General features: G+C 59.9%; 20 protein-coding genes and 1 pseudogene. 10 read left to right on the forward strand and 11 right to left on the reverse strand.

All coding sequences use genetic code 11. The features are described from left to right. Positions 1–77: 77 nt before the first annotated feature. The 3 genes from ACVJGD_RS15815 to ACVJGD_RS15825 form a co-directional block, all read right to left on the reverse strand. Complete coding sequence (locus ACVJGD_RS15815; RefSeq protein WP_456635204.1) at positions 78–542, reverse strand: c-type cytochrome; 465 nt, start codon at positions 540–542, stop codon at positions 78–80. 11 nt (positions 543–553) lie between these two features. After that, on the reverse strand, positions 554–1,684 hold the full coding sequence (locus ACVJGD_RS15820) for a metallophosphoesterase family protein (protein WP_456635205.1): 1,131 nt from the start codon (positions 1,682–1,684) through the stop codon (positions 554–556). Positions 1,685–1,806: 122 nt separating this feature from the next. Further along, positions 1,807–2,520 carry a carboxypeptidase regulatory-like domain-containing protein gene (locus tag ACVJGD_RS15825; protein ID WP_456635206.1) on the reverse strand — a complete coding sequence of 238 codons (714 nt, stop codon included), beginning with the start codon at positions 2,518–2,520 and terminating at the stop codon, positions 1,807–1,809. 276 nt (positions 2,521–2,796) lie between these two features. Here ACVJGD_RS15825 and ACVJGD_RS15830 point away from each other — a divergent pair, with 276 nt between their 5' ends. Both ACVJGD_RS15830 and hemA read left to right on the forward strand, forming a co-directional pair. Continuing rightward, positions 2,797–3,438 (forward strand): SCO family protein, encoded by a 642-nt coding sequence (locus tag ACVJGD_RS15830; RefSeq protein WP_456635207.1) that lies wholly within the window; start codon positions 2,797–2,799, stop codon positions 3,436–3,438. 60 nt (positions 3,439–3,498) lie between these two features. Continuing rightward, on the forward strand, positions 3,499–4,731 hold the full coding sequence (gene hemA, locus ACVJGD_RS15835; RefSeq protein ID WP_456635208.1) for a 5-aminolevulinate synthase: 1,233 nt from the start codon (positions 3,499–3,501) through the stop codon (positions 4,729–4,731). Between the two features lie 411 nt (positions 4,732–5,142). Here the strand turns inward: hemA and ACVJGD_RS15840 are convergent, their stop codons facing one another. After that, a complete protein-coding gene (locus tag ACVJGD_RS15840) occupies positions 5,143–5,355 on the reverse strand; it encodes a hypothetical protein (protein WP_456635209.1) in 213 nt (70 codons plus the stop codon). Between the two features lie 597 nt (positions 5,356–5,952). Between ACVJGD_RS15840 and ACVJGD_RS15845 the strand changes: the two genes are divergently transcribed. Beyond that, entirely contained in the window at positions 5,953–7,242 is a 1,290-nt protein-coding gene (locus tag ACVJGD_RS15845; RefSeq protein ID WP_456635210.1) for an ethylbenzene dehydrogenase-related protein, read from the forward strand. A gap of 85 nt (positions 7,243–7,327) precedes the next feature. Here the strand turns inward: ACVJGD_RS15845 and ACVJGD_RS15850 are convergent, their stop codons facing one another. Together ACVJGD_RS15850 and ACVJGD_RS15855 are read right to left on the reverse strand one after the other, a co-directional pair. Beyond that, positions 7,328–7,894 carry a zinc-binding dehydrogenase gene (locus tag ACVJGD_RS15850; protein WP_456635211.1) on the reverse strand — a complete coding sequence of 189 codons (567 nt, stop codon included), beginning with the start codon at positions 7,892–7,894 and terminating at the stop codon, positions 7,328–7,330. 82 nt (positions 7,895–7,976) lie between these two features. Further along, the gene (locus ACVJGD_RS15855) at positions 7,977–8,429 is read right to left on the reverse strand and encodes a pyridoxamine 5'-phosphate oxidase family protein (protein ID WP_456635212.1); all 453 of its coding nucleotides are present in this window, start codon (positions 8,427–8,429) and stop codon (positions 7,977–7,979) included. 159 nt (positions 8,430–8,588) lie between these two features. Here ACVJGD_RS15855 and ACVJGD_RS15860 point away from each other — a divergent pair, with 159 nt between their 5' ends. The 3 genes and pseudogenes from ACVJGD_RS15860 to ACVJGD_RS15870 all read left to right on the forward strand — a co-directional run bounded on the left by ACVJGD_RS15860 (position 8,589) and on the right by ACVJGD_RS15870 (position 10,660). Next, positions 8,589–9,164 carry a DUF2269 family protein gene (locus tag ACVJGD_RS15860; RefSeq protein ID WP_456635213.1) on the forward strand — a complete coding sequence of 192 codons (576 nt, stop codon included), beginning with the start codon at positions 8,589–8,591 and terminating at the stop codon, positions 9,162–9,164. Between the two features lie 13 nt (positions 9,165–9,177). Then, positions 9,178–9,848: pseudogene (locus ACVJGD_RS15865) on the forward strand (TCP-1/cpn60 chaperonin family protein); the annotation flags it as partial. A gap of 488 nt (positions 9,849–10,336) precedes the next feature. Continuing rightward, positions 10,337–10,660 (forward strand): c-type cytochrome, encoded by a 324-nt coding sequence (locus ACVJGD_RS15870; RefSeq protein WP_456635214.1) that lies wholly within the window; start codon positions 10,337–10,339, stop codon positions 10,658–10,660. Here ACVJGD_RS15870 and ACVJGD_RS15875 read toward each other — a convergent pair. Next, entirely contained in the window at positions 10,657–10,980 is a 324-nt protein-coding gene (locus ACVJGD_RS15875; RefSeq protein WP_456635215.1) for a c-type cytochrome, read from the reverse strand. The genes ACVJGD_RS15870 and ACVJGD_RS15875 overlap by 4 nt on opposite strands. A 328-nt stretch (positions 10,981–11,308) precedes the next feature. Continuing rightward, positions 11,309–11,758, reverse strand: coding sequence for a hypothetical protein (locus tag ACVJGD_RS15880; RefSeq protein ID WP_456635216.1), 450 nt, complete (start codon positions 11,756–11,758; stop codon positions 11,309–11,311). A gap of 285 nt (positions 11,759–12,043) precedes the next feature. Between ACVJGD_RS15880 and ACVJGD_RS15885 the strand changes: the two genes are divergently transcribed. Continuing rightward, on the forward strand, positions 12,044–12,880 hold the full coding sequence (locus ACVJGD_RS15885) for a universal stress protein (protein ID WP_456635217.1): 837 nt from the start codon (positions 12,044–12,046) through the stop codon (positions 12,878–12,880). Continuing rightward, positions 12,847–13,953, forward strand: a complete 1,107-nt coding sequence (locus ACVJGD_RS15890) for a universal stress protein (RefSeq protein WP_456635218.1) — start codon at positions 12,847–12,849, stop codon at positions 13,951–13,953. The genes ACVJGD_RS15885 and ACVJGD_RS15890 overlap by 34 nt, the downstream gene beginning before the upstream one ends. A gap of 386 nt (positions 13,954–14,339) precedes the next feature. Here ACVJGD_RS15890 and ACVJGD_RS15895 read toward each other — a convergent pair whose 3' ends face one another. Both ACVJGD_RS15895 and ACVJGD_RS15900 read right to left on the reverse strand, forming a co-directional pair. Beyond that, positions 14,340–15,608: an OpgC domain-containing protein gene (locus ACVJGD_RS15895; protein WP_456635219.1), complete on the reverse strand. Its 1,269-nt coding sequence runs from the start codon at positions 15,606–15,608 to the stop codon at positions 14,340–14,342. Between the two features lie 360 nt (positions 15,609–15,968). Beyond that, entirely contained in the window at positions 15,969–16,160 is a 192-nt protein-coding gene (locus ACVJGD_RS15900; RefSeq protein WP_456635220.1) for a universal stress protein, read from the reverse strand. A gap of 48 nt (positions 16,161–16,208) precedes the next feature. Between ACVJGD_RS15900 and ACVJGD_RS15905 the strand changes: the two genes are divergently transcribed. Beyond that, complete coding sequence (locus ACVJGD_RS15905) at positions 16,209–16,901, forward strand: serine hydrolase domain-containing protein (RefSeq protein ID WP_456640267.1); 693 nt, start codon at positions 16,209–16,211, stop codon at positions 16,899–16,901. Between the two features lie 203 nt (positions 16,902–17,104). On the opposite strand, the gene ACVJGD_RS15910 is transcribed toward ACVJGD_RS15905, so the two are convergent. Next, the gene (locus ACVJGD_RS15910) at positions 17,105–19,438 is read right to left on the reverse strand and encodes a heavy metal translocating P-type ATPase (protein WP_456635221.1); all 2,334 of its coding nucleotides are present in this window, start codon (positions 19,436–19,438) and stop codon (positions 17,105–17,107) included. Between the two features lie 195 nt (positions 19,439–19,633). Here ACVJGD_RS15910 and groL point away from each other — a divergent pair, with 195 nt between their 5' ends. After that, a complete protein-coding gene (groL, locus tag ACVJGD_RS15915) occupies positions 19,634–21,256 on the forward strand; it encodes a chaperonin GroEL (protein ID WP_456635222.1) in 1,623 nt (540 codons plus the stop codon). Positions 21,257–21,264: the final 8 nt, after the last annotated feature.

Raw genomic sequence — 21,264 nt, forward strand, 5'->3', positions numbered from 1 at the left:
CATTCCCCCTTGCTTGCCTGCTTATGCGCTCTCTCCTGTTCCCGGATCGACTCAAGCTTCGCTTCGCAGGATCGAAATCAGAACTTGCCTGGACTCAACACCGTGCCGCTCTGCGACCAGTAGATGTACGCTTCCAAGGCCTTCATCGCTTCCGAGTCATCGGCGATCTTCTCTCCCTGGTTGGGTTTCTCGATGCACCAATTGATCATGTCGCGCAGCGTTGCGAACTTGGCCATCTGCGCTTGGTATTTCGGGAACGTGGCGGGATGGGTATCGGCCGTCATCGGATGGCACATGGCGCATGCCATTCCTGTTTTGGACAATGTGACACCCATCGCCTTCTCGGTTGCTGCGTCACCGTGGAACAGCAGGTCGCCCTTGCGGACCTGCTCCATGAACACTTCCTGGTAAGAGTTCAGTAGCTGCGGCGTCACCGGATCTTTGTGCGCCGCTGCTGGGCCGACAAGAATCGCAAGCCCGGCGAGCGCACCGGCCGATGCGGTGCGGTACAGAATGGAACGGTATGTCATTCGTGCCGTCATGACACCCTCCCCTAGTAAGGCCACATATTGTCGGCGATCCGAGGCCGCAGGATCTCGGGAATGCTCTTCGAATAGTCGTCCGGCGACTTCGCGAATACCTCCTTGCGCCACATGATGTATTCGGCATCGACCTTGTCCTGGGTACTGACATCGATCTTGCCCCAACCGACCCCGTCAAAATGATCTCCGGGGTCGACGCGGATCATCGGCTTTGTGAGCTTCGGGACCCCCTCCGGCGCGTACGGCCACGGCCACGAAGTCGCCAGCATTCCGATCGAGCGCATGGTCCCGATTTCGTTGTAGAGCACTTGATGCACATGGCCGTGGATGTTGGTGACCTTCGTGTAGGGCTTGAGCACCTCGTTCACCTCGCGCCAGTCGCGCACCCAGAAGTTCCACGGCGGATAGTACTCGTAGAGCGGATTATGGCTGAAGATGACGACCGGCCGGTTCGGATCCCAATTGGCCAGTGTCTTCTGCAGCCAGTCGAGCTGATCGCGGCCGACACCCGCCCACGGACCGGCGACGGTGCCGTCGAGCGTGGCCATGTGACCCATCCGCTCCTCCGGACTCATCTTCCTCGCCGTCCAATAGTCCGGGCCACGACTGACGGTGTCGAGCCCGATAAACCGCACGCCCTTGTGGTCGAAGGTCCAGTGGGGCTGACCGAACAGCTCACCCCATTTCTTGCCCATGTCGAGGTACCAATCGTGCTCGCCCGGGATGAAGACCTTGCGGATTTTAACTTCTTTCAGAAGCTCCATCCCAAGCTCGAGTTCCTCGACCTTGCCGAGCTGAGCCAAGTCGCCGCCGAAGATGAGGAAGTCGGCCGGAGGACTCATGGCCTGCACTTCCATGGCGGCACGTACCGTCTTGTCGACGAAGCGGGTATTAAGGGACTTGGGATAAAGATGGGTGTCGGAAATCCAGGCAAACTTGAACGGCGTCTCGGCGGCATAGGCGACATCGAGGGTGTTGAGGAGCGGCCACCAGGCGAAGGTCTCGGCTACAGTCGCGGCTCCGATTAGACACGATCTGTGAACGAAGGTGCGCCGGGTGATTCTAAGTTCTGGATCGGGACGCGCTCCAGGCTGTTGCAGCACGGCAGCTATCTCGCGCCGTTCGCGCTCAAGCTCAGACATGGGGTTCCTCCCCTTGGATGATCGTTACAAGCGTTCCTCTTCATTGATGCGACGCCGGCAGTCCGCCACGCCAATTTCCTGTTCCTTCGGCTCGATTGTCACGGGTCGAGCCGCTGAGCACGTTACTTACCGGAGCCGCCTTGAACCGAAGAGACTCCCTTCTTCAGTTCGATATTCAGATCGCTCGGCTTTCCCGCCGCAACGGTCACCGCCTGCTCATTCGGACCGGTGAAGGGGTGGTACACGAGCAGCTTGTAGCTTCCGGCCGGAACGTCCGGGATGGTGAATTTGCCGTCGGCGCCGGTGATGGCGTAGTAGGGATTGTCGACGACGTAGACCCACCCTTCCATCCAGCCGTGTGCGTCACAATCGACGCGCACCTCACCCGGCCGCGGCAACTCGACAGGAATCCGCTGCCCCTGGTTGGGGAGAGCGAGGTTAAACGCGGTGCGCTTGCCGTAATAGCCGTGCGTGTTGTGGAGCATCGGATCGCTGTTGACGACGTCAAGGCCGCCCACGCGTATCACCTGAATGTTAGGTTCGAATTTGCACTTCTTGTTGTCGATTTCCGGCTTCTTGGCTTCCGCCGGCCAGGCTCTTCCCTTTGCTATATCCACCACATACACGACAGCGTTCTGCACGCTTTTGTCCTGCCCGAGCTGAATGAGCGTCTCCTCATAGGGACCGCCGCACACATCGAGGTCCTTTGTCGGAATGACCTTGCGGGTGCCCGGGGTGCCATTGAAGACGACCTTGCCGGTGATCGATCCGCCGCCCGTGACCGGGCCCGCCTCGTAGGCTTGCGCAGGGATCGCTGTCCCGGCCGCAATGACCATCGATGACACTCCGATCAACCACTTCATCGCTGACGCAGTCATCACAGCACTCTCTCTGATCTTTGATGCCCGCAGGACAATCATCGAAAGCAATGTAACCGCCAATTACTGGGGACAGGAAAATCAGAACTCCTTTGCGATACCTTAAGCAAAGCTTATGAACGTTGAAGGCAAGAATCGTCTAAGAAATAGCCGCTGAAATGATAGCCGCATCCTGCGGTGCGAGAGAGGGAGGTTCATGGCGGCTAAGCACCGAGCCGCCGAAGGGAGATCTTGATGCATCGCCATCCCATAGCCCGTTTGGACCGAGGCCTGGCAATTCCTCTCGGCGCTGCCGTCGCCATCGCGTTGTTATTGAGCCAACCGCTCGCGCCCGCGGCCAACTTGCCGGTGACGATCGGCGGCTCGTTCACACTTACCTCACCTGACGGCACGACCGTCACCGAGCAGACCTACCGTGGCAAATGGCTGCTGGTGTTCTTCGGCTACACCTCCTGCCCCGATACCTGCCCGACGGCGCTCCTCGAGATCGCCATCGCGCTTGAGAAGCTTGGCCCCGACGCCGACCAGCTCCAACCTCTGTTCATCACGGTCGATCCGCAACGCGATACGCCGGGCGTAATGGGAAGCTACACTCAGTCATTTGACTCGAGGATCGTCGGACTGACGGGCACGCCGCAGCAGATCGCTGCCGTTGCCCAGGAGTACGGGGTCTACTACGCAGCTCGCAAGAGCGGGCCGGACGCTGAAAACGACGTGTTCGACCACGGCACCTATCTCTACGTGATGGACCCTGAAGGCAAATTCGTGCGCGGTCTTGACGCCGGCACGCCAGGCGAGCGCCTCGCAGAGGCGGTGCGCGGCGCCATGGCAAGGGCTCGCGAGAGTGCAATTCATCAGGAACGACCAACACAATGAAGGCGCATCCTGACCAAGGGGCCCGCGGACGTATGGGACCGTGCCAACCGGGAGGCTGTCATGAATTACGACGGCTATTTCCTTCACGCCCTCGAGCGGTTACGAGACGAACGGCGGTACCGTATCTTTGCTGATCTCGAGCGCATCGCCGGGCGCTATCCCAATGCCATCTGGCGCTCGCCGGCGGGCCCGCGCAGCGTGGTGATCTGGTGCTCCAACGATTACCTCGGCATGGGGCAGCACCCGAAGGTAATTGGCGCCATGGTCGAAACCGCGATCCGCATGGGTACAGGGGCGGGCGGCACCCGGAATATCGCCGGCACTAGTCATCCGTTGGTCGAGCTCGAGCGCGAGCTGGCTGACCTGCACGGCAAGGAGGCGGCGCTCGTGTTTACCTCCGGCTACGTCTCGAACCAGACCGGCATTGCAACAATTGCCAGGCTGATGTCCGGCTGCGTGATCCTGTCCGATGCGCTCAACCACAACTCGATGATCGAGGGCGTGCGCGAGTCCGGGTCGGAGAAGCGTATCTGGCGCCATAACGATCTCCGCCATCTCGAAGAGCTACTCAAACAGACCGGGCCCAATCGGCCGAAGTTGATCGTGTTCGAGAGCCTTTATTCCATGGATGGCGATGTCGCGCCCATCGAGGGCATTTGCGATCTTGCCCGGCGTTACGACGCGATGACCTATTGCGACGAGGTGCATGCGGTTGGCATGTACGGCCCTCGCGGCGGCGGCATCACGGAACGCGATGGCGCAGCGCACTGCATTGACGTGATCGAGGGGACGCTTGCCAAAGCGTTTGGCTGTCTCGGCGGATACATTGCGGGCGACGCCGCGCTGATCGATGCGGTGCGATCATACGCGCCGGGCTTCATTTTCACCACCGCGCTTCCGCCAGCGATTTGTGCCGCCGCAACCGCGGCGATCCGCCACCTCAAGACCTCCAACTGGGAGCGCAAGCAGCATCAGGACCGCGCAGCGCGCACGAAGGCAGCGCTTACGGCGGCAGGGCTCCCGGTCATGCCGAGCGAGACGCACATCGTACCGGTTCTCGTCCGGGATCCGGAGAACTGCAAAGCGGCAAGCGACTTCCTGCTCGCCAAACATGGAATCTACATCCAGCCGATCAACTACCCGACCGTGCCGCGCGGCATGGAGCGGCTACGCATCACGCCTTCTCCTTATCATGACGACGGCATGATCGACGCGCTCGCCAAGGCGCTGATCGATGTCTGGGAGCGGCTCAACCTGCGCAAGGACCAGGCACTCGCGCGGATGAGCGCGTAAGCGAATCTCTGAGCCGAGACCGCGAGCGGGCAGAGAAGCAGTTGGCTCGTCACCGTGATGGATCATGATTTTGGGGCACTTCAATGATGCGAGGCTCCCACTCGTCGCAGAAAATCGTAGTTTGGCGTGCAAAACCGTGGCGTTGGCAGCGGGGGAGCGCTATCGCCTTTCCCCACACCAACCGGACCTGCGATATTCTCTTCAATCCTTCGCATGACAGAGTTCTTTGGAGCCCCGAGCGAGTTCGGCGAACCGCCACTCGCTTCTTGCGCCGTCAAGAATCAATGCAAGAAGGCGACAAGCCCAAGCCTCGGGGATTAGCCAGCAATGTAGTGTAAGATCGACGGCCAGCGCACCTTCGGCGGCATCATCGTGATCACACAGCGCGTGTTCCGAGAGCAACCTCACACACTACGATGGAAAGTCGGCGGGCTTCACCTCAAGCCGGTCGGCATGCAAGGTCCAGTCATGAACCCCGTGCATCTCGCAAAACTTTCGCTTGGCAAGATCGATCGCGTGCGCATTGTCCAGAACATCGAGGTCCACTACGCACTGACAGATGTCACCTTCTTTTCCGTTCTCGCCGAGAACATGCTTGTAGAATCGAGCGATAAAGTGCGGCATGCATGTTGCTCCTTCTTGATCCATCTAGAGTGATCGAAGCGATCGGAACAACTAAAAATCGCCAAGTAGAATCAGAATGAACTGCGGGCGCACTACGGAAAGCTCGACTAGTGTCGTTCGACTTCGGCCTCTCGTTCCAACTGCACGATATGCGCTCGTACCACGTCGAACGTCTCTTCGAAGGAGTTCCCGACCTGCGAGGACCCTGTCGACTGCTTGAGCGACGAGGCGCAACCGCTCAGCCCCATTTTAGTGCTCGAGTGCGAGGTCACCGACCTTGCGGCCGCAGCGGGATCGCGAAGTTTTAGCTTGGCAAAGACCACATCTTCCTGGGGATGATGGTACACCTCCGGATCTTAATATTGCGATGCTCTCGGGAGAAGCGCTCAATGATCATCACAGCCTCCAATGAACCATTGAGTAGTAAACAACTAACCTGAAAACGATCTCAGCTTTTGCGCTAGATCAAACCCGGGCCTCTTTGCGGCGCAGTAGGCTGGCGCCGAACGACGAGCCATTCCTTGAGATGGCGCGGACGTGCCGGGATAAAGAAGCGGTGACGTCGTATAGCGCCGAAGTGAGTCTCGGGAGCACGTCATGCGGAAAATCACACTAGTAGTCGGTCTCACCGCGCTCGCAGGGCACGCGCTGGCTGCTGACCCAGCCACCATCAACTGGTCCAAAGTTCCTGTCGCGAACGTGGCACTATTCTATCCCGGCCAGTCTTCCTACGAGTGGTTGCGCACCAACGACCATCGGGGCGCAAAGTCGGTTCAGAATGGAGCAGCCTGCGCCTCCTGCCATGAAGGCAGGGAAAAGGCGCTCGGTGACAAGATCGTCAAGGGCGGCCGGCTGGAGCCGACGCCGGTCAAGGACAAGAACGGTACCATCGATCTGACGTTTCAGGCCGCGTACGACAGCAAGAATGCCTACCTTCGTTTTCAGTGGAAGACGCTTAGCCCCTATCCTGGCTCCGAACATCAGTACCTGCGGTTCGACGGCAAGGAGTGGAAGATCTACGGTTACCCGAAACTTGACAAGGTGGTCCAGGACGGCGCGCAGCCGGGAATTTACGAAGATCGCCTGACAATCATGATCGATGATGGGAAAGTACCACTGTTCGCCGAGCAGGGCTGCTGGCTCAGCTGCCACAATGGCCAGCGCGATATGCCCAGGCAGTTCACGAACGACGAGGTGAAAGCCAACGCATTGCTGACGGCGATCAAGAAAGGCGACGTGCGCAAATATTTGCCGGAAACGCGCAATGATCCATCGAACTGGAAAAGCGGCAAATCCTTGGAGGAAGTCGCGAAGGTAAAAGCCGCTGGCGGTTTTGTTGACCTGATCCAATGGCGTGCCCACCGTTCGCATGCGGTCGGCATGGCCGACGACGGTCATGTTCTCGAGTTTCGCAACTCCGATGCCGGCAACGACATGTTCGACAGCAATGCCGACGCGAGGACACACGCCCCGAAGTTCATGTGGGACGAGAAGAAGGTAGGTTACAAGTCGATAACCGCCGACCAATTGCGCCAGAGCGACCACTTCCTGATCCGCGAGCAGAATGCGGTGCCGTTCGACCCCAATGCAGGTTGGAAAGAGGGCGATCTAATTCCCGGCTACGTGGTGAGCCGCGAGGACGCCGCAGGTTCAGCGGCCGATAATAACGCGATCGCCGACTGGAAGGACGGCGTGTGGACCGTCATGATCGTCCGCCCGCTCGATCTGACGAATGATGACGACAAGCCCCTCAGGGAGGGCAGCGTCTACAACGTGGCCTTCGCCGTGCATGATGACAACATCACGACGCGCGGTCATCACGTCTCGTTCGTCAAGACACTCGGATTCGGCGCGGGGGCCGATTTCGAGGCTATCAAACTGCCTTGATCCGAGCGCTCATGGCCGCGACCATCATCCATCACTGCGCGCGTAATTTACGGATCGGCACTCAGAGCGAGGTCGTGAACGTGGCCTAGATGGAAGTGGGGTCCGGCTCGCGTTGAGGCGGTGCCCGGTCGCGCCGCGGTGGGAGTTCCGGGCACAGCACGAGCTTGCCCTCAAGACCGCCCGCTTCGAGCCGGCGGTGCGCCTCGGCGACCTCATCGAAAGAGATCCGCTCGGCGACGCGCGGCCGGATCGCGCGACTAGCCAACAGTCCGAAGAGCCGCTTCAGGTCCTCCTGGAACCAGGCTGGATGTCGCGCCCGCATTGCATTGATCGAGTAGAAGCGGACGCGCTTGCCGCCAGGCAGCCACCCCCACAGATACAGGCGCGCCATCGACATCAGGATGGTGAACATGCTGCGCTGCGCCTGCACGCCCGCCGTGTAGCCGAAGGCGCAGAGCAGGCCGCCGCGCTTAAGCGCTGCCAACGAACGGCGACAGCCGTCCTCGCTGATGCCGTCGAAGACGACGTCGAACCCGCCCGGCAGGGCACGCGCATAGTCTTCGCGTTGGTAGTCGATCGGTGTGGCGCCCAACTCGCGAACCAGCGCGGCGTGGTCGCCGCGCGCGGTGCCCCACAGCTCGAGACCGGCCATCCGGCCGAGCGGCTATTCCGCCGATGGCGTTAAGGCGGTCAAAGACGTGCTCGGGCTCGGTCAGCGATATCCCCCAGTGCCTTCAGCAGGCCACTAGGTCGGTGTGCCCAAATCCCTTGGAGTAGTCGAGCACAGAGATGACCGTTGGTGTCAGGCGGAAGATGCGGACTTCGGAAGGTTTCGGTATCGGTAGGTCGACCCCCTTCTGGTCCGGGTACCGCGACATCAGGAGTCCCATGGCCTTTTCCGCTTCGGCAGGGTCTGCCACGATGCTTGCCCGCGCCGCCATGGATAGCCCAGTGATGTCCATCACCTGGGCAGGATCGTCATCGATGGCCAGCGAGACGCGATCGTCGCGCGCCAGGTTCGACGCTTTTTGGCTGTCCGGGCCGCACAGGAAGTAGATCGTAAAGCCGTCGTTTGCATATCCCACGGTGGTCACCTGCGGCCACCCGTCCGGCCGGAGGGTCGCAATTCTCATTGTGCGATGCTGATCCAGAAGCGCAAGGATCTTCTGCTGGAATGATTCATCCATCGATCGCCTCCACGTCGCAACGATTTTCAAAACCCTAGCAGCGATGGAACAGGCCTTTTTGAGGAATCTCAACGTCTCCTGGGCTGCAATGAGACATTTTGAAGTTCGCACGCGTGAGTCAAACGTTCGCGCAATGCGTGCTCGATGACGAAGGGTGCAATGGACGCCTATCTGCTACTGCGCTTTGCCCATCTGCTCGGCCTCATGCTTATGTCGGCCGGCCTCGTCGGCGTCTTCGTCTCTGATATGCGTTCGCGCCAAGTGCGCGACTTGAAGCTTTTCGCCCAGGCAGTGACCCTGATTGCCGTGTTCTACGATGGGCTCGTCGTTCCGGGGGCGCTCCTTCTGCTCGTCAGCGGCACGTGGTTGATCGTCTCCTACCACGGTGGATGGGACTTTCTGAGCGTCCCGTGGCTTGCCGGAATGGTCCTTCTCTTCGCCCTCGAATTCATCGAGGGAAACACGATCACGCGCCTGTACTTCATGCGGCTGCGGCGCCTGACGCGCCAAGCTCTCGCCGCAGGAGGAGTGACCCCGGAGCTTGCGCGTGCGCGCAGCGAGCAGCTCGCGTCATTCACGCATTTCTTGGACATTCCGATACTTGTGGTGATTGTCTCGCTGGGAGCACTGCGACCAAGTGACTGGATGCAATTTGTCTGGGCGACCGCGCTCGCGGTGGCGGTCGCTTCGGGACTGAACTACGCAATCCCGCGCATATATCCCTGGAGCGGCTGAAGCTCGAAACGCGACAGTCCAGCAGCTCGGCAAGGCCGCGCGCGTTGTCGCAGACAAGGAGAACACGACCATGATCGGCAGCGACGGCGACCGAACCCGAATCGACGCGCGGCTGCAGCAGATCCCGTCGCGAGATCGAGAAGACGTCGAGCGATTATGACCGCGAGAAACTTGAGGAAAGACTTGCGAAATTGGCTGGCGGCGTGGCCGTCATCCGCGTGGGAACTCCCACTGAAGCCGAAATGAAGGCCAAGAGGGAGGCGCTGGACGATGCCATCAGTTCCACCCAGGCAGCAGCGGCCGAAGGCATCGTGCCAGGCGCGGCCTTGCGCTTCTGAAGTGCATCGAGGAGGTCGACCGGGAGGAGGACGCCTGCGGCGGTGACGAAAAGACTGGAGTCAGCATCCTGAAGCAAGCACTGGAGGCGCCTGCTCGGCAAATCGCGGAGAACTCCGCAGTCGACGGCGGCGTGGTAGTGGCGAAGATGATGGCCGGCCAAGGCAGCTTCGGCTTCGATGACGGGCGCAAGGAGTATGTCGACCTTGTCGAGACCGGCATCATTGACCCGGTAAAGGTGTTCGAACAGTTTCGGTCGCAAGCGTATTGCTGCTGACCGAGGCTACGATGACGGAAATACCCGAAGCCAAGAGAGAGCGGGCGACAGAGCCGGAGCTTGCGATCTAATTCTTGCCGGCGAGCCTCGCAAGGCTCGGTCGTCGAGGCCATTGGCCCCTCCCCTCCAAGGGTGGCCATGCGCGCTGCCTCGTTCCATGGCTGGCGGCGTGGGCCAAGAGATCACCTTATTCTCGTCCGTACGCATGCCACCTATCCGTGGTTCAGGACTTTGATCCTCGTCAAGACCACTCGCGCTCTCCAGTGCGAAGATGGTTCATGAGACGGCTTAGCGGGACGATGAGGAGATGAATCGCCGACGGCTACGGGCAGATCCGGGATCGGCTGATGCAGGTTCTGCCAGAGCCAGCAGTGGAACGGCACCGCTGAACGATCATACGACGCCGGGGACTTTCTCGCCCCGGCAACGTCGTCGAAGCGGCCCTACCGTCTCCTGGTATGGCCGGCTTCTCATCATTGGAACGCTACTGGTGGCGGCGGGATGGGAGATATTTCGGCTCCTACTTGCCGTACTCACTCTGGATTAAACAGCAGCTACAATGCGTGTGTTCATCATCTCATCCTTGTTCGGCGCTCTTGCTGCGGTCACGGCAGTTCAGGCACAGCACATCGGTGATGTTCGGCAAGGGCGCCGGCTTGCACTTGATGTCTGCGCCTCATGTCACGCCGTGCGGGCCGCCCAGACCAAGTCCCCCCGCGCCACAGCGCCGAGCTTCGAAGAAATCGCCAACACACCGGGGATGACCGCGGCAGCTCTTAACTTCTGGCTTACCGCCCACGTACATCCCACCATGCCGCTTCTCATTCTCTCGTCGCAGCAGGTTCGTGACGTATCGGCCTATATTCTGAGCCTGCGGGACTAGCGCACCAAGCCCTTGATGTAGGCTACCAAGTCCGCAATCTCGGCGCGAGAGAGCGAGAGGTTCGGCATGCGCGAGTGATGCGGGCTGGCCAGGAAAGTTGCGAGCGCCGCCTCATCGAAACGTCCGCCGATCTCAGCGAAGGCAGGGACTGTGTCAGAGGCTCGTTGCTGCCCGGGCGCGATCACATGGCATTCGGCGCACCAGCGCTCGGCAAGCCGCTGGCCGTTGGCGCTGTCGGCGGCCGCCGCGTTGCCTGTCGAGATCAACAGGCAGAGGATAGCGAGGCGAAGGCCCGCGAACCCTCCATTCTCATGCTGCATCGCGCCCTCCTTTTCGTCGTTCGCCGGCGCACCACCCTCGGCCTGCTATTCGAGCGAGAAACGCCGAGTCCAGCACTGGTCTGTCCTAGGGAGAAGTGCCTGTCCATGCGGCTGCCCGGGCTTGCTACGCCACGATTGCTTCGCTTTGGGCGGGCCGTACCGCCCGTCGAAGTGAACGGTGTAGAAGTCCCATCGAATAAAGCTGCAAGCGCTCGATATCGCATTTTCCCCATAGCCCGCTTCAACGTGCGGGTATAAATCGTCCGAACTCAGGCGTGAACGTCAGTTGGACGGCAACTGACTCGGCATCGCACTCACACGGCAAGCATTACTCCTGCGCCCGAACTTGTTCGAACGCAGACGATGCTCCATTGCTACGCCAAGTCTCGACCAATTTTGCGGTGTTGTCGATCGCGCGCTCGCTGTGCTTCAGAACACGCTCCATATCCCGGCGAATGAACTCTAGTTGATGTTTGGTGCACTCCTGGCACACCGCGCCATAATCCCGGACTGAATGCGCCTCCTCCAGTTTGGCAAGAAACGCGTTGAATATCGTCGTCTCCGCGACGACACGCTCAAAAACTTCCTTGCCCACGAATATCATCTCGTCCAGCAGCACGTCTCGTGCGCCGCTGAAAAGCGAAACTGCATATCGGTTTGCCCTGATGAGTTGCGAAGCAGCATCGGTCGCTAGTTGTCCGCTACTTACGGCACTCTGTTCAGTCTCTTCGTTCTTGGTAATCTCGGCTGCAACCGCGAGTGGTGAATTACTCTTCATAGCTCGCCTCCAGAGTCCATTGGATAAGCGGAAGCTATCTCACATCGGCTTGACAGTCCCGCTTTGATCAATGTCAAAAATCGAGCGGCTCGCCCATATGATTCCCTACCCCTCACGCACCAACCGCTGCAACGGCGCGTTCGGTTTAACGGTCGCGAAACCGAGTTCGTGAGATTTAGTTTGGACCGAAGAGCCAAATCCATTCTGACCTAGATCAATATGTCAACAATTCTCTCTGCTCTTATGCGTGCGCCGATGGCCCCAGAATTCGAGGGAAGAACGATCATGTTCAAAAGCATGCTGGCACTCCTCCCTTCCGAACGTCCGGTTCGGCAGGTTGTCGATAGTTCAGTCCTGCTGGCTATGGCCTGCGATGCGCATGTCGATGCATTGGCGATTGGCTACCAGTCCGCCAATATTCCGATGGCGGCAATGGCCGGACCAGCAACCGCAATGATGTTTGAGGAAAACCGGCTGCGCGCTATTGAGCGTGGAGAAGCCGCAATGAGCGTTTTTGAGGTCGAAGCAAAAAACGCCGGAATTTCCTGCAACTGCCGCACGATCAGCGCGATTCCGGCTGACGCAATCTCGATCGCCGGCGCAGCCGCGCGACTTCACGATCTGACTATCGCTTTGCAGCCAGAATTTGAGAACCATATGTTCGACAACTATCTTTCCACAGAAATCCTGTTCCAGGCAGGCGGCCCGATATTATTCATGCCTTACACGTTTCGCGGTGCATTTGATCCGCAGCGTATCGGCATTTGCTGGGACGGGAGCCGTCTCGCGAGCCGCGCGCTGCGGGATGCAATGCCGCTGCTACGACAGGCAGATGCACTCACGATCATCACAATCACCAATTCCAGCTCGATTCCGGCCGAGGCGACCCCCGAGCGTCTTGTCCAGCATCTGGCGCGCGTTGGACTGCCCGCCAGGACCGTCTCCTTCCCGGCAGAACATTCTGAAATCCAGCCGACCATTCTTTCCGTTGCGGCGGATCAAAGGCTGGACCTATTGGTGATGGGCGGCTACGGACATTCGCGTTTGCAGGAAAGGATTCTTGGCGGCGTCACGCGCGACATGCTCCGATGCATGACGGTGCCGACGCTGATGTCACACTGATATTTCCGAATGGGAATGCCGACACATCGGTGAATTGCGAGGCCGACCATCGCACGCCACCGTGCGGCTTCGGCTATTGCCCGGCAATGAATGCCAGCGACCCGCAGGCGGCCGTGGCCGGTGTACAAGCGATTCTGATGACGAGTTCCTACCCCTTGAGGTGGATCAACCCGCTCGTCTCGATCCTGCTCCTGGATTGTAAAGTATGTAGGAGGATGATCATGGCAATTCGCGAAATCTTACTACCGCTCGTCAGCTACCCAGTGGCAGTCGAAGAAGCCGCGATAAAGAAATCCGTGTGGGCCGCTGCGCATTTGAACGCACAAATCACGGCCGTTTCGCTTGAAGTGGATGCGCATCCGCTGGACGGCAATTATACAAGGCCGTTCGCCACCGATGGTTCAACTATCGAAACGCCCGAGCATAAGAAGAGCCTTATGAATGCTGAACAGATGATGGTGGTTTTGGAAGCTGCAGCACGCGCGTCCGGCATCGGGTATCATAAAATAACCAAGCGCTGTGTTCCGGAGGACTTTTCATCCTATTTGGCATATTGCGCACGGACGATCGATCTTTCTTTGGTCCCTATCAGACCGTTTGATGAAATGCATGAAAAAGTAGTCGAAGGCCTCATCTTCCAATCGGGCCGCCCGCTCCTAATCTTTTCAGGAGGAAAGGCTGATCTGTTATCCAATTCGTTTGATCATGCAGCAATCGCCTGGGATCACAGTCAGCAGGCCACTAGGGCAGTTGCGGATGCGATGCCATTCCTGCAAAGCGCCAAGACAGTTCGTGTATTCACAGCGACCGACAAAGAAACACCGACGGAGCGGGAATCCGGCCAAGCCCTCGTCAAGCATCTGGCCACGCACAGCATCAAGGCCCGGTTCGAAGCGATTCCCAAGGGTGCGGCCTCAATTGGAAAGATCTTCGAAGCTTATGTCAAAAATAATGCGATAGATCTCTTGGTGATGGGAGCCTATCGACATTCTCGGCTAAGAGAGTTCTTCATGCCGGGCGCTACCTACACTGTCGTTGGAGACCCGCCGTGCTGGGTTTTGATGTCGCACTAGCAAAGCCGGCGAGCGAGATTAGAGCAGGCCTCGTCATTTTCGACCGCGCCTGTCGTTCAGGACTGCTGATTCCGAGGCAGGAGTCACATCGAGACGAGTAAATAGCCAAACACTGATCTGTCACGGGTGTGCCGAAGATCGGCCTGGCCTGCGGGCGCGGCCCCAGCAATGCCATCGTCGCGACGCGACTTGGCGTCGTCCCCCAACACAATCGGCAAATGGCGCGATCGATTTATCGTCGACCGGAGCGAGAGGCTCTACGACGAAATGCGGACTGGCAGGCCAGCATAATCGAAGATGAGGCGCCCGCCTCAACTAGGTCGAACGCTTCTTTGCCCTCATCACCCAACGCGCATCCGCCGCGACTCTTTCGATTCCACCACCCACTATTTCGATCCGGCCGAGTCCGCCCTTATCCTGGACTTTTCGTCTGGCTGAAACAGGATCAGACGGAGCCCGTCAGCGCTGATTGGTTGGACCAACTCGCCAATCGGTGCGCCGGTTTGTTCTGCAGTGGGACGATTCGAGTGGGCGAAACTGGTCTTTTCGACCCGCTTGGACCACGATCGATAATAAGCAACGGCCGTCATGATGGCGAGACCGCCGCTACCAACGATGAGTTGAGCAAAAACCCCGTCCGAAATCGTTCGCAAGACAAAGTACCCGATGAATGAAAGGTAGATTCCGACGCAGAACACTTCGAGAGACTGCTGGCCGCATTTGACCAGCGGTCGCCATATGGCCGCCTGGAGTCCTTGGGCGTCGATTGGGATGAACCGCGCCGCCAATGTGATCAAGACAGCCAGATGCAGGAAGCGGTAAGGTGCCAGATTTGTCTTGTCATTCGGGTTGAAGGCCTCGAACAAAGCGCGCGGAAGCATTCTCTCGAGTTCAGGCAGATGCGCCGACAGCGTCAGCACCAGCGCGAAAGCAAGATAGATCGCACCAAGCAGGACGACGAGCCGCGAGCGCACCAGGAAGTGCAGCGTTTCGGATCCGCCCAATGCCAGCCACGCGCCCACGACAAACAGAAGCTGCCATGCGAACGGGTTGAAGTACCAGACGCCCGACGGATAGGAGGACAGGTTCCACCCAAATTGCCGAGCCGCGAAATAAAGCAACACCGATCCAAGCATGACCCCGTTTGGACTTCTAAGCATCAGCCAAAGCACCAGTGGAAAGATGCCCATCAAGAGGACGTAGAGCGGCAGTACGTCCAGATTGACGGGCTTGAATTTCAGCGTCAGCCCCTGAGTCAAAGTTTCCACCGGAGCATGGATGAGAGGGGCTACGTTATATCGATCGATGAGATCCGGCAGGTCAAAGCCTTGCGACAGGAAATGAATCGACGCCAGGTAGAACACGAACAGAAGCACGTGGGCGACGTAGATTTGCCAGACTCGCCTAAAGAGCCTTGTCGTTCCGAAAATAAATCCTCCGTCGTCCATCCTCCGTGTGTACACGGTGGCTGACGTGTAGCCGGAAATGAATAGGAACAGATCGGCGCCATCGCTGAAGCCGTAATTGCGGAAGGTCAGCCAGGCGAGCATCGAGCTTGGAATATGCCCGAGGAACATCGCCCAGTTGGCGAGACCCCGAAATAGATCGAGGCGCAAATCCCGCGTGCCTGGTGGAAGAGCAAGCTTTGCTCTCATCGGGGTTCAATCCGAATATGACAACCGGAATCTCGAGACTTGCACAGAGCATCCGGTTGACCGCCCGCATGCCCATTTCAAGGTCGGAGCCTGCGGCGATCGTTACAAAATGTTACGAGCGATGCCGATGAGCTTGTTGAGCCATATCAAAGATGGGAAAAAGCGGCAGATTGGGTCTGCAGGAGGTCGGCGGACCCCCGCGCCGCCTGGCTCACCGGGGGAGAGGTCCGCTTGTAAGGTCTGCTCGTTCCAGCAATTTCGGATTGCTGGCCCGATCCAGACCTCCGGCACTGCCCGCTTTCGTGGCGTTAGCGGGGCATAGCAGATGTCAAACTCGCTCTATGAGCATGTGCGCCCTAGCTAGTGTGACATCATCAGGCAGATCGGCGCCTCCCGTAGAAGGCCGAGGGTCATGCCGCCGAACATCCATTCACCCAACCGGCTGTGCCCATAGCCTCCCGTAACGATCAAATCCGCGCCTTCGTCCCTTGCCAGCCGGATGAGGTAGCGTGCGTCCGGTTCGGCCGTGCGCACGCGAACCTCGGCCATCATAGCTACCGCCGCATCAGGTCGTCCAGCGACCCACGACCGCCGCCGACCATCAGCAGGTACAGACAGTTGCCGCTTGCGCATCAGCCGGGAACCACGTGGGACTACGGCGTGTCTGCTGACGTTCTGGGACGCGTTGTCGAGGTAGTCTCCGGCCTAAGCCTAGATCAATTCATCGCAGATTCTATTGTTAAGCCGCTCCGGCTTTCGGGAACGGGCTTCTATGTGAGCAAGAACGATGCGGCGCGCATCGCCGAGCCCCAGATCGATCGGGTGAGCGGCAAGCGACCTCCGATGCCTGACCCAGTCAACCGACCTAAGCTAATGTCGGGCGGCGGTGGCATGGTATCGACTGCAGGCGACTACATGCGGTTCGCCGAAATGCTGCTCAATGGCGGTGAGCTGAACGGCATGCGATTGTTATCCCCGAGAACCGTCGCGTTAATGACCGCGGATCAATTGCCTCCGGACATCATACCCAATCCGGTTGGAATGGCGCTAGGGATTACTCCTCGAAACGGCACCAGCTTTGGACTGGGTTTCTCAGTTCGCACGCAGGCAGGACGAAATCCACTTCCCGGATCGCCGGGACTTTTCGGGTGGCCCGGCATTTATGGGACATCCTTTTGGGTCGACCCAAAGGAGAGACTTGTCGGGGTTGCTATGCTGCAAGTGTCGCCATCCCAAGAGTCGCGATATCGTTCGCTCATACGCGACCTGATTTACCAGGCACTCATTGACTAATGCGCCTCTGTACACTTTCGAGTGGCAACTCTCGGTTTTGAGGGACCGGATGTTTCCGCAGTTGAATAACAAAACCTCTCAAATAGTCGCACCCACGGCTTGGCCCGCGGAACATGTCAGCCACAAACCTTTGGCCAACTCCGGCGCGCGTCTGTTCGCGACCCCTCGACTTTCAGACCGAATAACGTCCGGTTGTACACCTCCTAAACCATCTTTTGGTCCGCCACGGCTTCATAAATATCCTCCTCCTGGGCAGTATGCATCCGCACCAGCGTCTCGATCGCCTCGATTACCCGCTGGGCATCGCGGATAAGATAGCGGTCGATCCTCTCCAGTGGCAGATCCTCCGCAATCCGGGCGAGCAACCGCGCAAGATGCAGGATCTCGCGATGCGCGCGACTCATGGCGGAGAGGCCGTGACGTTCGCGCAACACTTTCGCAAGCTGCGGATAGACGCGGCCCTCATCGTCGCGCTCATGCATCACCACGCTGCCCTGAACCAGGCGATGAGCTTCCTCAATCAAGGCGGCGACAGTTTTCGGCGCCGCATCGTCCAGCGCGTCCACAATTGTGCGCAGCCGGTCGAGATCCTTGAACAGAGCCTGGTGGTCATGATGCAGTGCCAGCCCCTGCTCTGCGGAGATGCGCGGGCGACCCCAGCCGTGGGCCGGAGTGAGTGCCCGCAGCGCGTTCAGGATCACGGCAACGTCAATCACTTCCTGAACGATCGCCGCCGACACGGGATCGAGCCAGCCAATCATGGCCGCCACCATGGCGGCCAGCGACAATCCCATCCCAAAAACGATGCTCTGGAGGGCAATGCGCCGCGCCCGCTGTGCGATGGTGATCGCTTCGCCGACGCGATCAAGCCGGTCGGTGAGGATCACCGCATCGGCCGCCTCAGACGAGGCACTGGCGCCGCGCGCGCCGAGCGCTATACCAATGTCGGCCGCGGCCAGCGCCGGCGCGTCATTGATACCATCGCCCACCATGATGGTCGGATGCAGCCGCTGCTCGCTGCGCACCGCCTCGACCTTGTCGGAAGGAACGCGGTCGGCCAGCACCGCGTCGAGATCGAGCGCCGCACCAATCGCCTGCGCCGCCGCGGCGCGATCGCCTGTGACCATCACGATTCGCCCGATGCCCGCATCGCGCAGCAGCCGGATCGCCCGCGGCGTATCTGGCCGCAGTTCGTCAGCCAACAGCAGTGCGCCGATCGGACGTCCCTCCACGGCGACAAAGACGATAAGCGCCGAGCGCCACGAAGCGCGCCGGATCGCCCGCAACTCCCACGGCGACAATTCACCACCCGAGAGAAGCATCTCCCGCGAGCCCGCGGTTACCTGACGACCGTCAATCAGACCGCGGAGACCAGCCCCCATGGTCTCGCTGACTTGCTCGGGCGCTTTCAGCCTGAGCCCGCGCTCGACGGCCGCAGCGACGACGGCCTTGGCAAGCACGTGGTGAGAGGCCTGCTCCAGCGACGCCCCGAGTGTCAGCACCTCCTCTGGGCTTTGCCCCGGCGCGACTTCGACCGAAAGGAGCCGCGCGCCGCCCACCGTCAGCGTACCGGTCTTATCGAAGAGCACCGTATGCGCTCGGGCCAGCGCCTCCAGCGCGGCTCCGCCCTTCGCCAGGATGCCGCGGCGAGCCGCTTGCGCCACACCGGCGATGAAGGCGACGGGCGCCGCCAGAATCAGCGGACAGGGCGTCGCCGCCACCAGCACCGCGAGGCTGCGGATCGGATCGCCCGAGATCAGCCACGTCACGAAGGCCATAACGAGCGTCACGGGCAGAAAGATCAGCGCATAGCGGTCGGCCAGCCGCACAAAGGGGGCTTTTGCGGTTTGCGCTGCCGTCACCATGCGCACAATGCCGGCGTAGGTGCTCTCGCCGGCGGGCGCGGTCACCGTCAACTCGAAAGTCTCGCCTGCATTCAGCGAGCCGGAAAGGACAGCATTGCCGCGCGCCCTCTCGACCGGGACTGGCTCACCCGTAACCGCGGACTCGTCGATGGTTGCCAGAGCCGACTCAATGACTCCGTCGACGGGCACGATTTCGCCGGCCCGCACCAAGACGCGGTCGCCGACCGCGACTGCCTCGACCGCAACCTGCTCGATCCGTTCTCCGTCCCTGCGATGTGCTTGGCGCGGCGCGCGATCAACCAGCGAGCGGAGATCGTGCTCCGCCCGCGCAACTGCGATATCCTCGAGCACATTGCCGCCGGAATACATCAGCGCGACGACCGCCCCGGCAAGCGGTTGTCCGAGCGTCAACGCGGCGGTCATTGACAAGAGCGCGATCGCATCCACCCCCAGGCGCCCAGCGAGAAAGTCCCTCACAATCGAGACTGCAAGTCCCCCGATCACCGGCGCCGTGCCAAGCGTCCATGCGAGATCGGCCAGATCAGGTTGGCGCGTGGCCCGCGCCACAATACCCGCGGCCAATCCGGCGACCGCGATCGCAACCAGGCTCCATCGCAGAACTCGCTCGAGGGGCACAATGTGAACGTGGGCGAGGCCACGAGATTCGGACATGGTCATAGGGATTGGGCCAAACGTTGGGCTGCATCAATGCGACCTGAAACGACAGCATTCCTGACGCTAAAGCTCCTGGTTTGATCAAAATCAACCAGACTTGGTGCGCTCTTCGATATTTTTTGTTTGCACTTTCCTCGCCTTTGCCTGGCGGCATGGCGGGCGCGGATTGGTGAAAATAGACGGAGCGAACGCATGGCGCACAAGCAAATCCTGTTTCATTCCGCCGCGCGCGAGAAAGTGTTGCGCGGCGCGACACTGCTGGCGGACGCAGTGCGTGTCACCTTAGGTCCAAAATCCAAGTCCGTTCTCATTCAGAGGAGCTGGGGCGCGCCCATTGTCTGCAATGACGGCGTCACGATCGCCAAGGAATTCGATCTCAAGGACCCCGAGGAGAACCTTGGCGCCCGCGTTCTCCGGCAGGCTGCGGAGAAGACCGGTGATGTCGTTGGTGACGGGACCAGCACCGCAACCATTCTGGCGCACGCAATTCTATCCGATGGAGTTCGCAACGTCGTCGCTGGCGCCAGCGCGGTCGACCTAAAGCGAGGGCTCGACCGCGGCGCGCGAGCGGCCATCACTGCTCTCCACGCCATGGCCCGTCCGGTAGAGACGAAAGCGGAAAAAGCGCAAGTCGCGACCATTTCGGCCCACAACGATCCCGCGGTTGGCGCTCTCGTCGCCGACGCCGTCGATCGGGTCGGCAACGATGGAGTCATTTCGGCCGAAGAGTCCAAGACGACGGAGACGACGCTCGACATCGTCGACGGCATGAAATTCGACCGGGGTTTTATCTCTCCCTATTTCGTAACGGACGCCGAACGAATGGAGGCCGTCCTCGAGAATCCCTTTGTCCTGCTCTGCGACCACAAGATTGGAGTGTTGCGTGACCTCATATCTTTGCTCGAGCTGACGGCCAAATCCGGACAGCCTCTGCTGATCATCGCAGAAGACGTCGAGGGAGAAGCGCTTGCGACTCTCATCGTCAACCAATTGCGCGGAGTCCTCAAGGCGTGCGCTGTCAAGGCGCCGGGCTTTGGGGATCGCAGAAAGGCCATGCTGGAGGATATGGCAGTTCTGACTGGCGCGCAGGTAATTTCCGACGAAGTCGGGCTGAAGCTCGAAAATGCGACGCTTCAGCAGCTCGGCAAAGCCGCTCGTGTCGTTGCCGACAAGGAGAATACCACCCTGATCGGAAGCGGTGGCGATCACACTCGGATCAACGCCCGGATCCATCAAATCCGGCGCGAGATCGAGAAAACGTCAAGCGATTATGATCGCGAGAAGCTGGAAGAGAGGCTCGCGAAATTATCCGGCGGGGTCGCCGTCATTCGTGTAGGAGCCCCGACCGAAGCCGAGATGAAGGCAAAGAAGGAAGCGCTGGATGACGCGATCAGTTCCACCCAGGCAGCCGTCGCGGAAGGTATTGTGCCAGGTGGCGGCCTCGCGCTCCTGAAATGCATCGAAGCCGTCGCTCGGGAAGAGGATGCCTGTACCGGCGACGAGAGGACCGGCGTAAGTATCCTGAAGCGAGCGCTCGAGGCGCCCGCACGGCAGATTGCTGAGAATTCGGCTGTCGATGGCGGCGTCGTCGTGGCGAAGATGATCGCGGGCCAGGGAAACTTCGGGTTCGATGCGGCGCGCAAGGAATATGTCGACCTCGTCGAAGCGGGCATTATCGATCCGGCCAAGGTCGTTCGCACCGCACTCGAAAACGCAGTTTCCGTCGCGAGCATATTGCTGCTGACCGAGGCCACCATGACCGAGATTCCAGAACCCAAGAGGGAACTCGCGGCCGAACCAGAACTTGCGATGTAGCCCTCCCC

It is taken from the genome of Bradyrhizobium sp. USDA 10063, assembly GCF_054063735.1.

What these genes read in the sequence shown, in the direction of transcription:
- ACVJGD_RS15815 (WP_456635204.1), bottom strand. Translation starts at nt 542, where the DNA reads ATGACGGCACGAATGACATACCGTTCCATTCTGTACCGCACCGCATCG.
- ACVJGD_RS15820 (WP_456635205.1), bottom strand. Translation starts at nt 1,684, where the DNA reads ATGTCTGAGCTTGAGCGCGAACGGCGCGAGATAGCTGCCGTGCTGCAA.
- ACVJGD_RS15825 (WP_456635206.1), bottom strand. Translation starts at nt 2,520, where the DNA reads ATGGTCATTGCGGCCGGGACAGCGATCCCTGCGCAAGCCTACGAGGCG.
- ACVJGD_RS15830 (WP_456635207.1), top strand. Translation starts at nt 2,797, where the DNA reads ATGCATCGCCATCCCATAGCCCGTTTGGACCGAGGCCTGGCAATTCCT.
- hemA (WP_456635208.1), top strand. Translation starts at nt 3,499, where the DNA reads ATGAATTACGACGGCTATTTCCTTCACGCCCTCGAGCGGTTACGAGAC.
- ACVJGD_RS15840 (WP_456635209.1), bottom strand. Translation starts at nt 5,355, where the DNA reads ATGCCGCACTTTATCGCTCGATTCTACAAGCATGTTCTCGGCGAGAAC.
- ACVJGD_RS15845 (WP_456635210.1), top strand. Translation starts at nt 5,953, where the DNA reads ATGCGGAAAATCACACTAGTAGTCGGTCTCACCGCGCTCGCAGGGCAC.
- ACVJGD_RS15850 (WP_456635211.1), bottom strand. Translation starts at nt 7,894, where the DNA reads ATGGCCGGTCTCGAGCTGTGGGGCACCGCGCGCGGCGACCACGCCGCG.
- ACVJGD_RS15855 (WP_456635212.1), bottom strand. Translation starts at nt 8,429, where the DNA reads ATGGATGAATCATTCCAGCAGAAGATCCTTGCGCTTCTGGATCAGCAT.
- ACVJGD_RS15860 (WP_456635213.1), top strand. Translation starts at nt 8,589, where the DNA reads ATGGACGCCTATCTGCTACTGCGCTTTGCCCATCTGCTCGGCCTCATG.
- ACVJGD_RS15870 (WP_456635214.1), top strand. Translation starts at nt 10,337, where the DNA reads ATGCGTGTGTTCATCATCTCATCCTTGTTCGGCGCTCTTGCTGCGGTC.
- ACVJGD_RS15875 (WP_456635215.1), bottom strand. Translation starts at nt 10,980, where the DNA reads ATGCAGCATGAGAATGGAGGGTTCGCGGGCCTTCGCCTCGCTATCCTC.
- ACVJGD_RS15880 (WP_456635216.1), bottom strand. Translation starts at nt 11,758, where the DNA reads ATGAAGAGTAATTCACCACTCGCGGTTGCAGCCGAGATTACCAAGAAC.
- ACVJGD_RS15885 (WP_456635217.1), top strand. Translation starts at nt 12,044, where the DNA reads ATGTTCAAAAGCATGCTGGCACTCCTCCCTTCCGAACGTCCGGTTCGG.
- ACVJGD_RS15890 (WP_456635218.1), top strand. Translation starts at nt 12,847, where the DNA reads ATGCATGACGGTGCCGACGCTGATGTCACACTGATATTTCCGAATGGG.
- ACVJGD_RS15895 (WP_456635219.1), bottom strand. Translation starts at nt 15,608, where the DNA reads ATGAGAGCAAAGCTTGCTCTTCCACCAGGCACGCGGGATTTGCGCCTC.
- ACVJGD_RS15900 (WP_456635220.1), bottom strand. Translation starts at nt 16,160, where the DNA reads ATGATGGCCGAGGTTCGCGTGCGCACGGCCGAACCGGACGCACGCTAC.
- ACVJGD_RS15910 (WP_456635221.1), bottom strand. Translation starts at nt 19,438, where the DNA reads ATGTCCGAATCTCGTGGCCTCGCCCACGTTCACATTGTGCCCCTCGAG.
- groL (WP_456635222.1), top strand. Translation starts at nt 19,634, where the DNA reads ATGGCGCACAAGCAAATCCTGTTTCATTCCGCCGCGCGCGAGAAAGTG.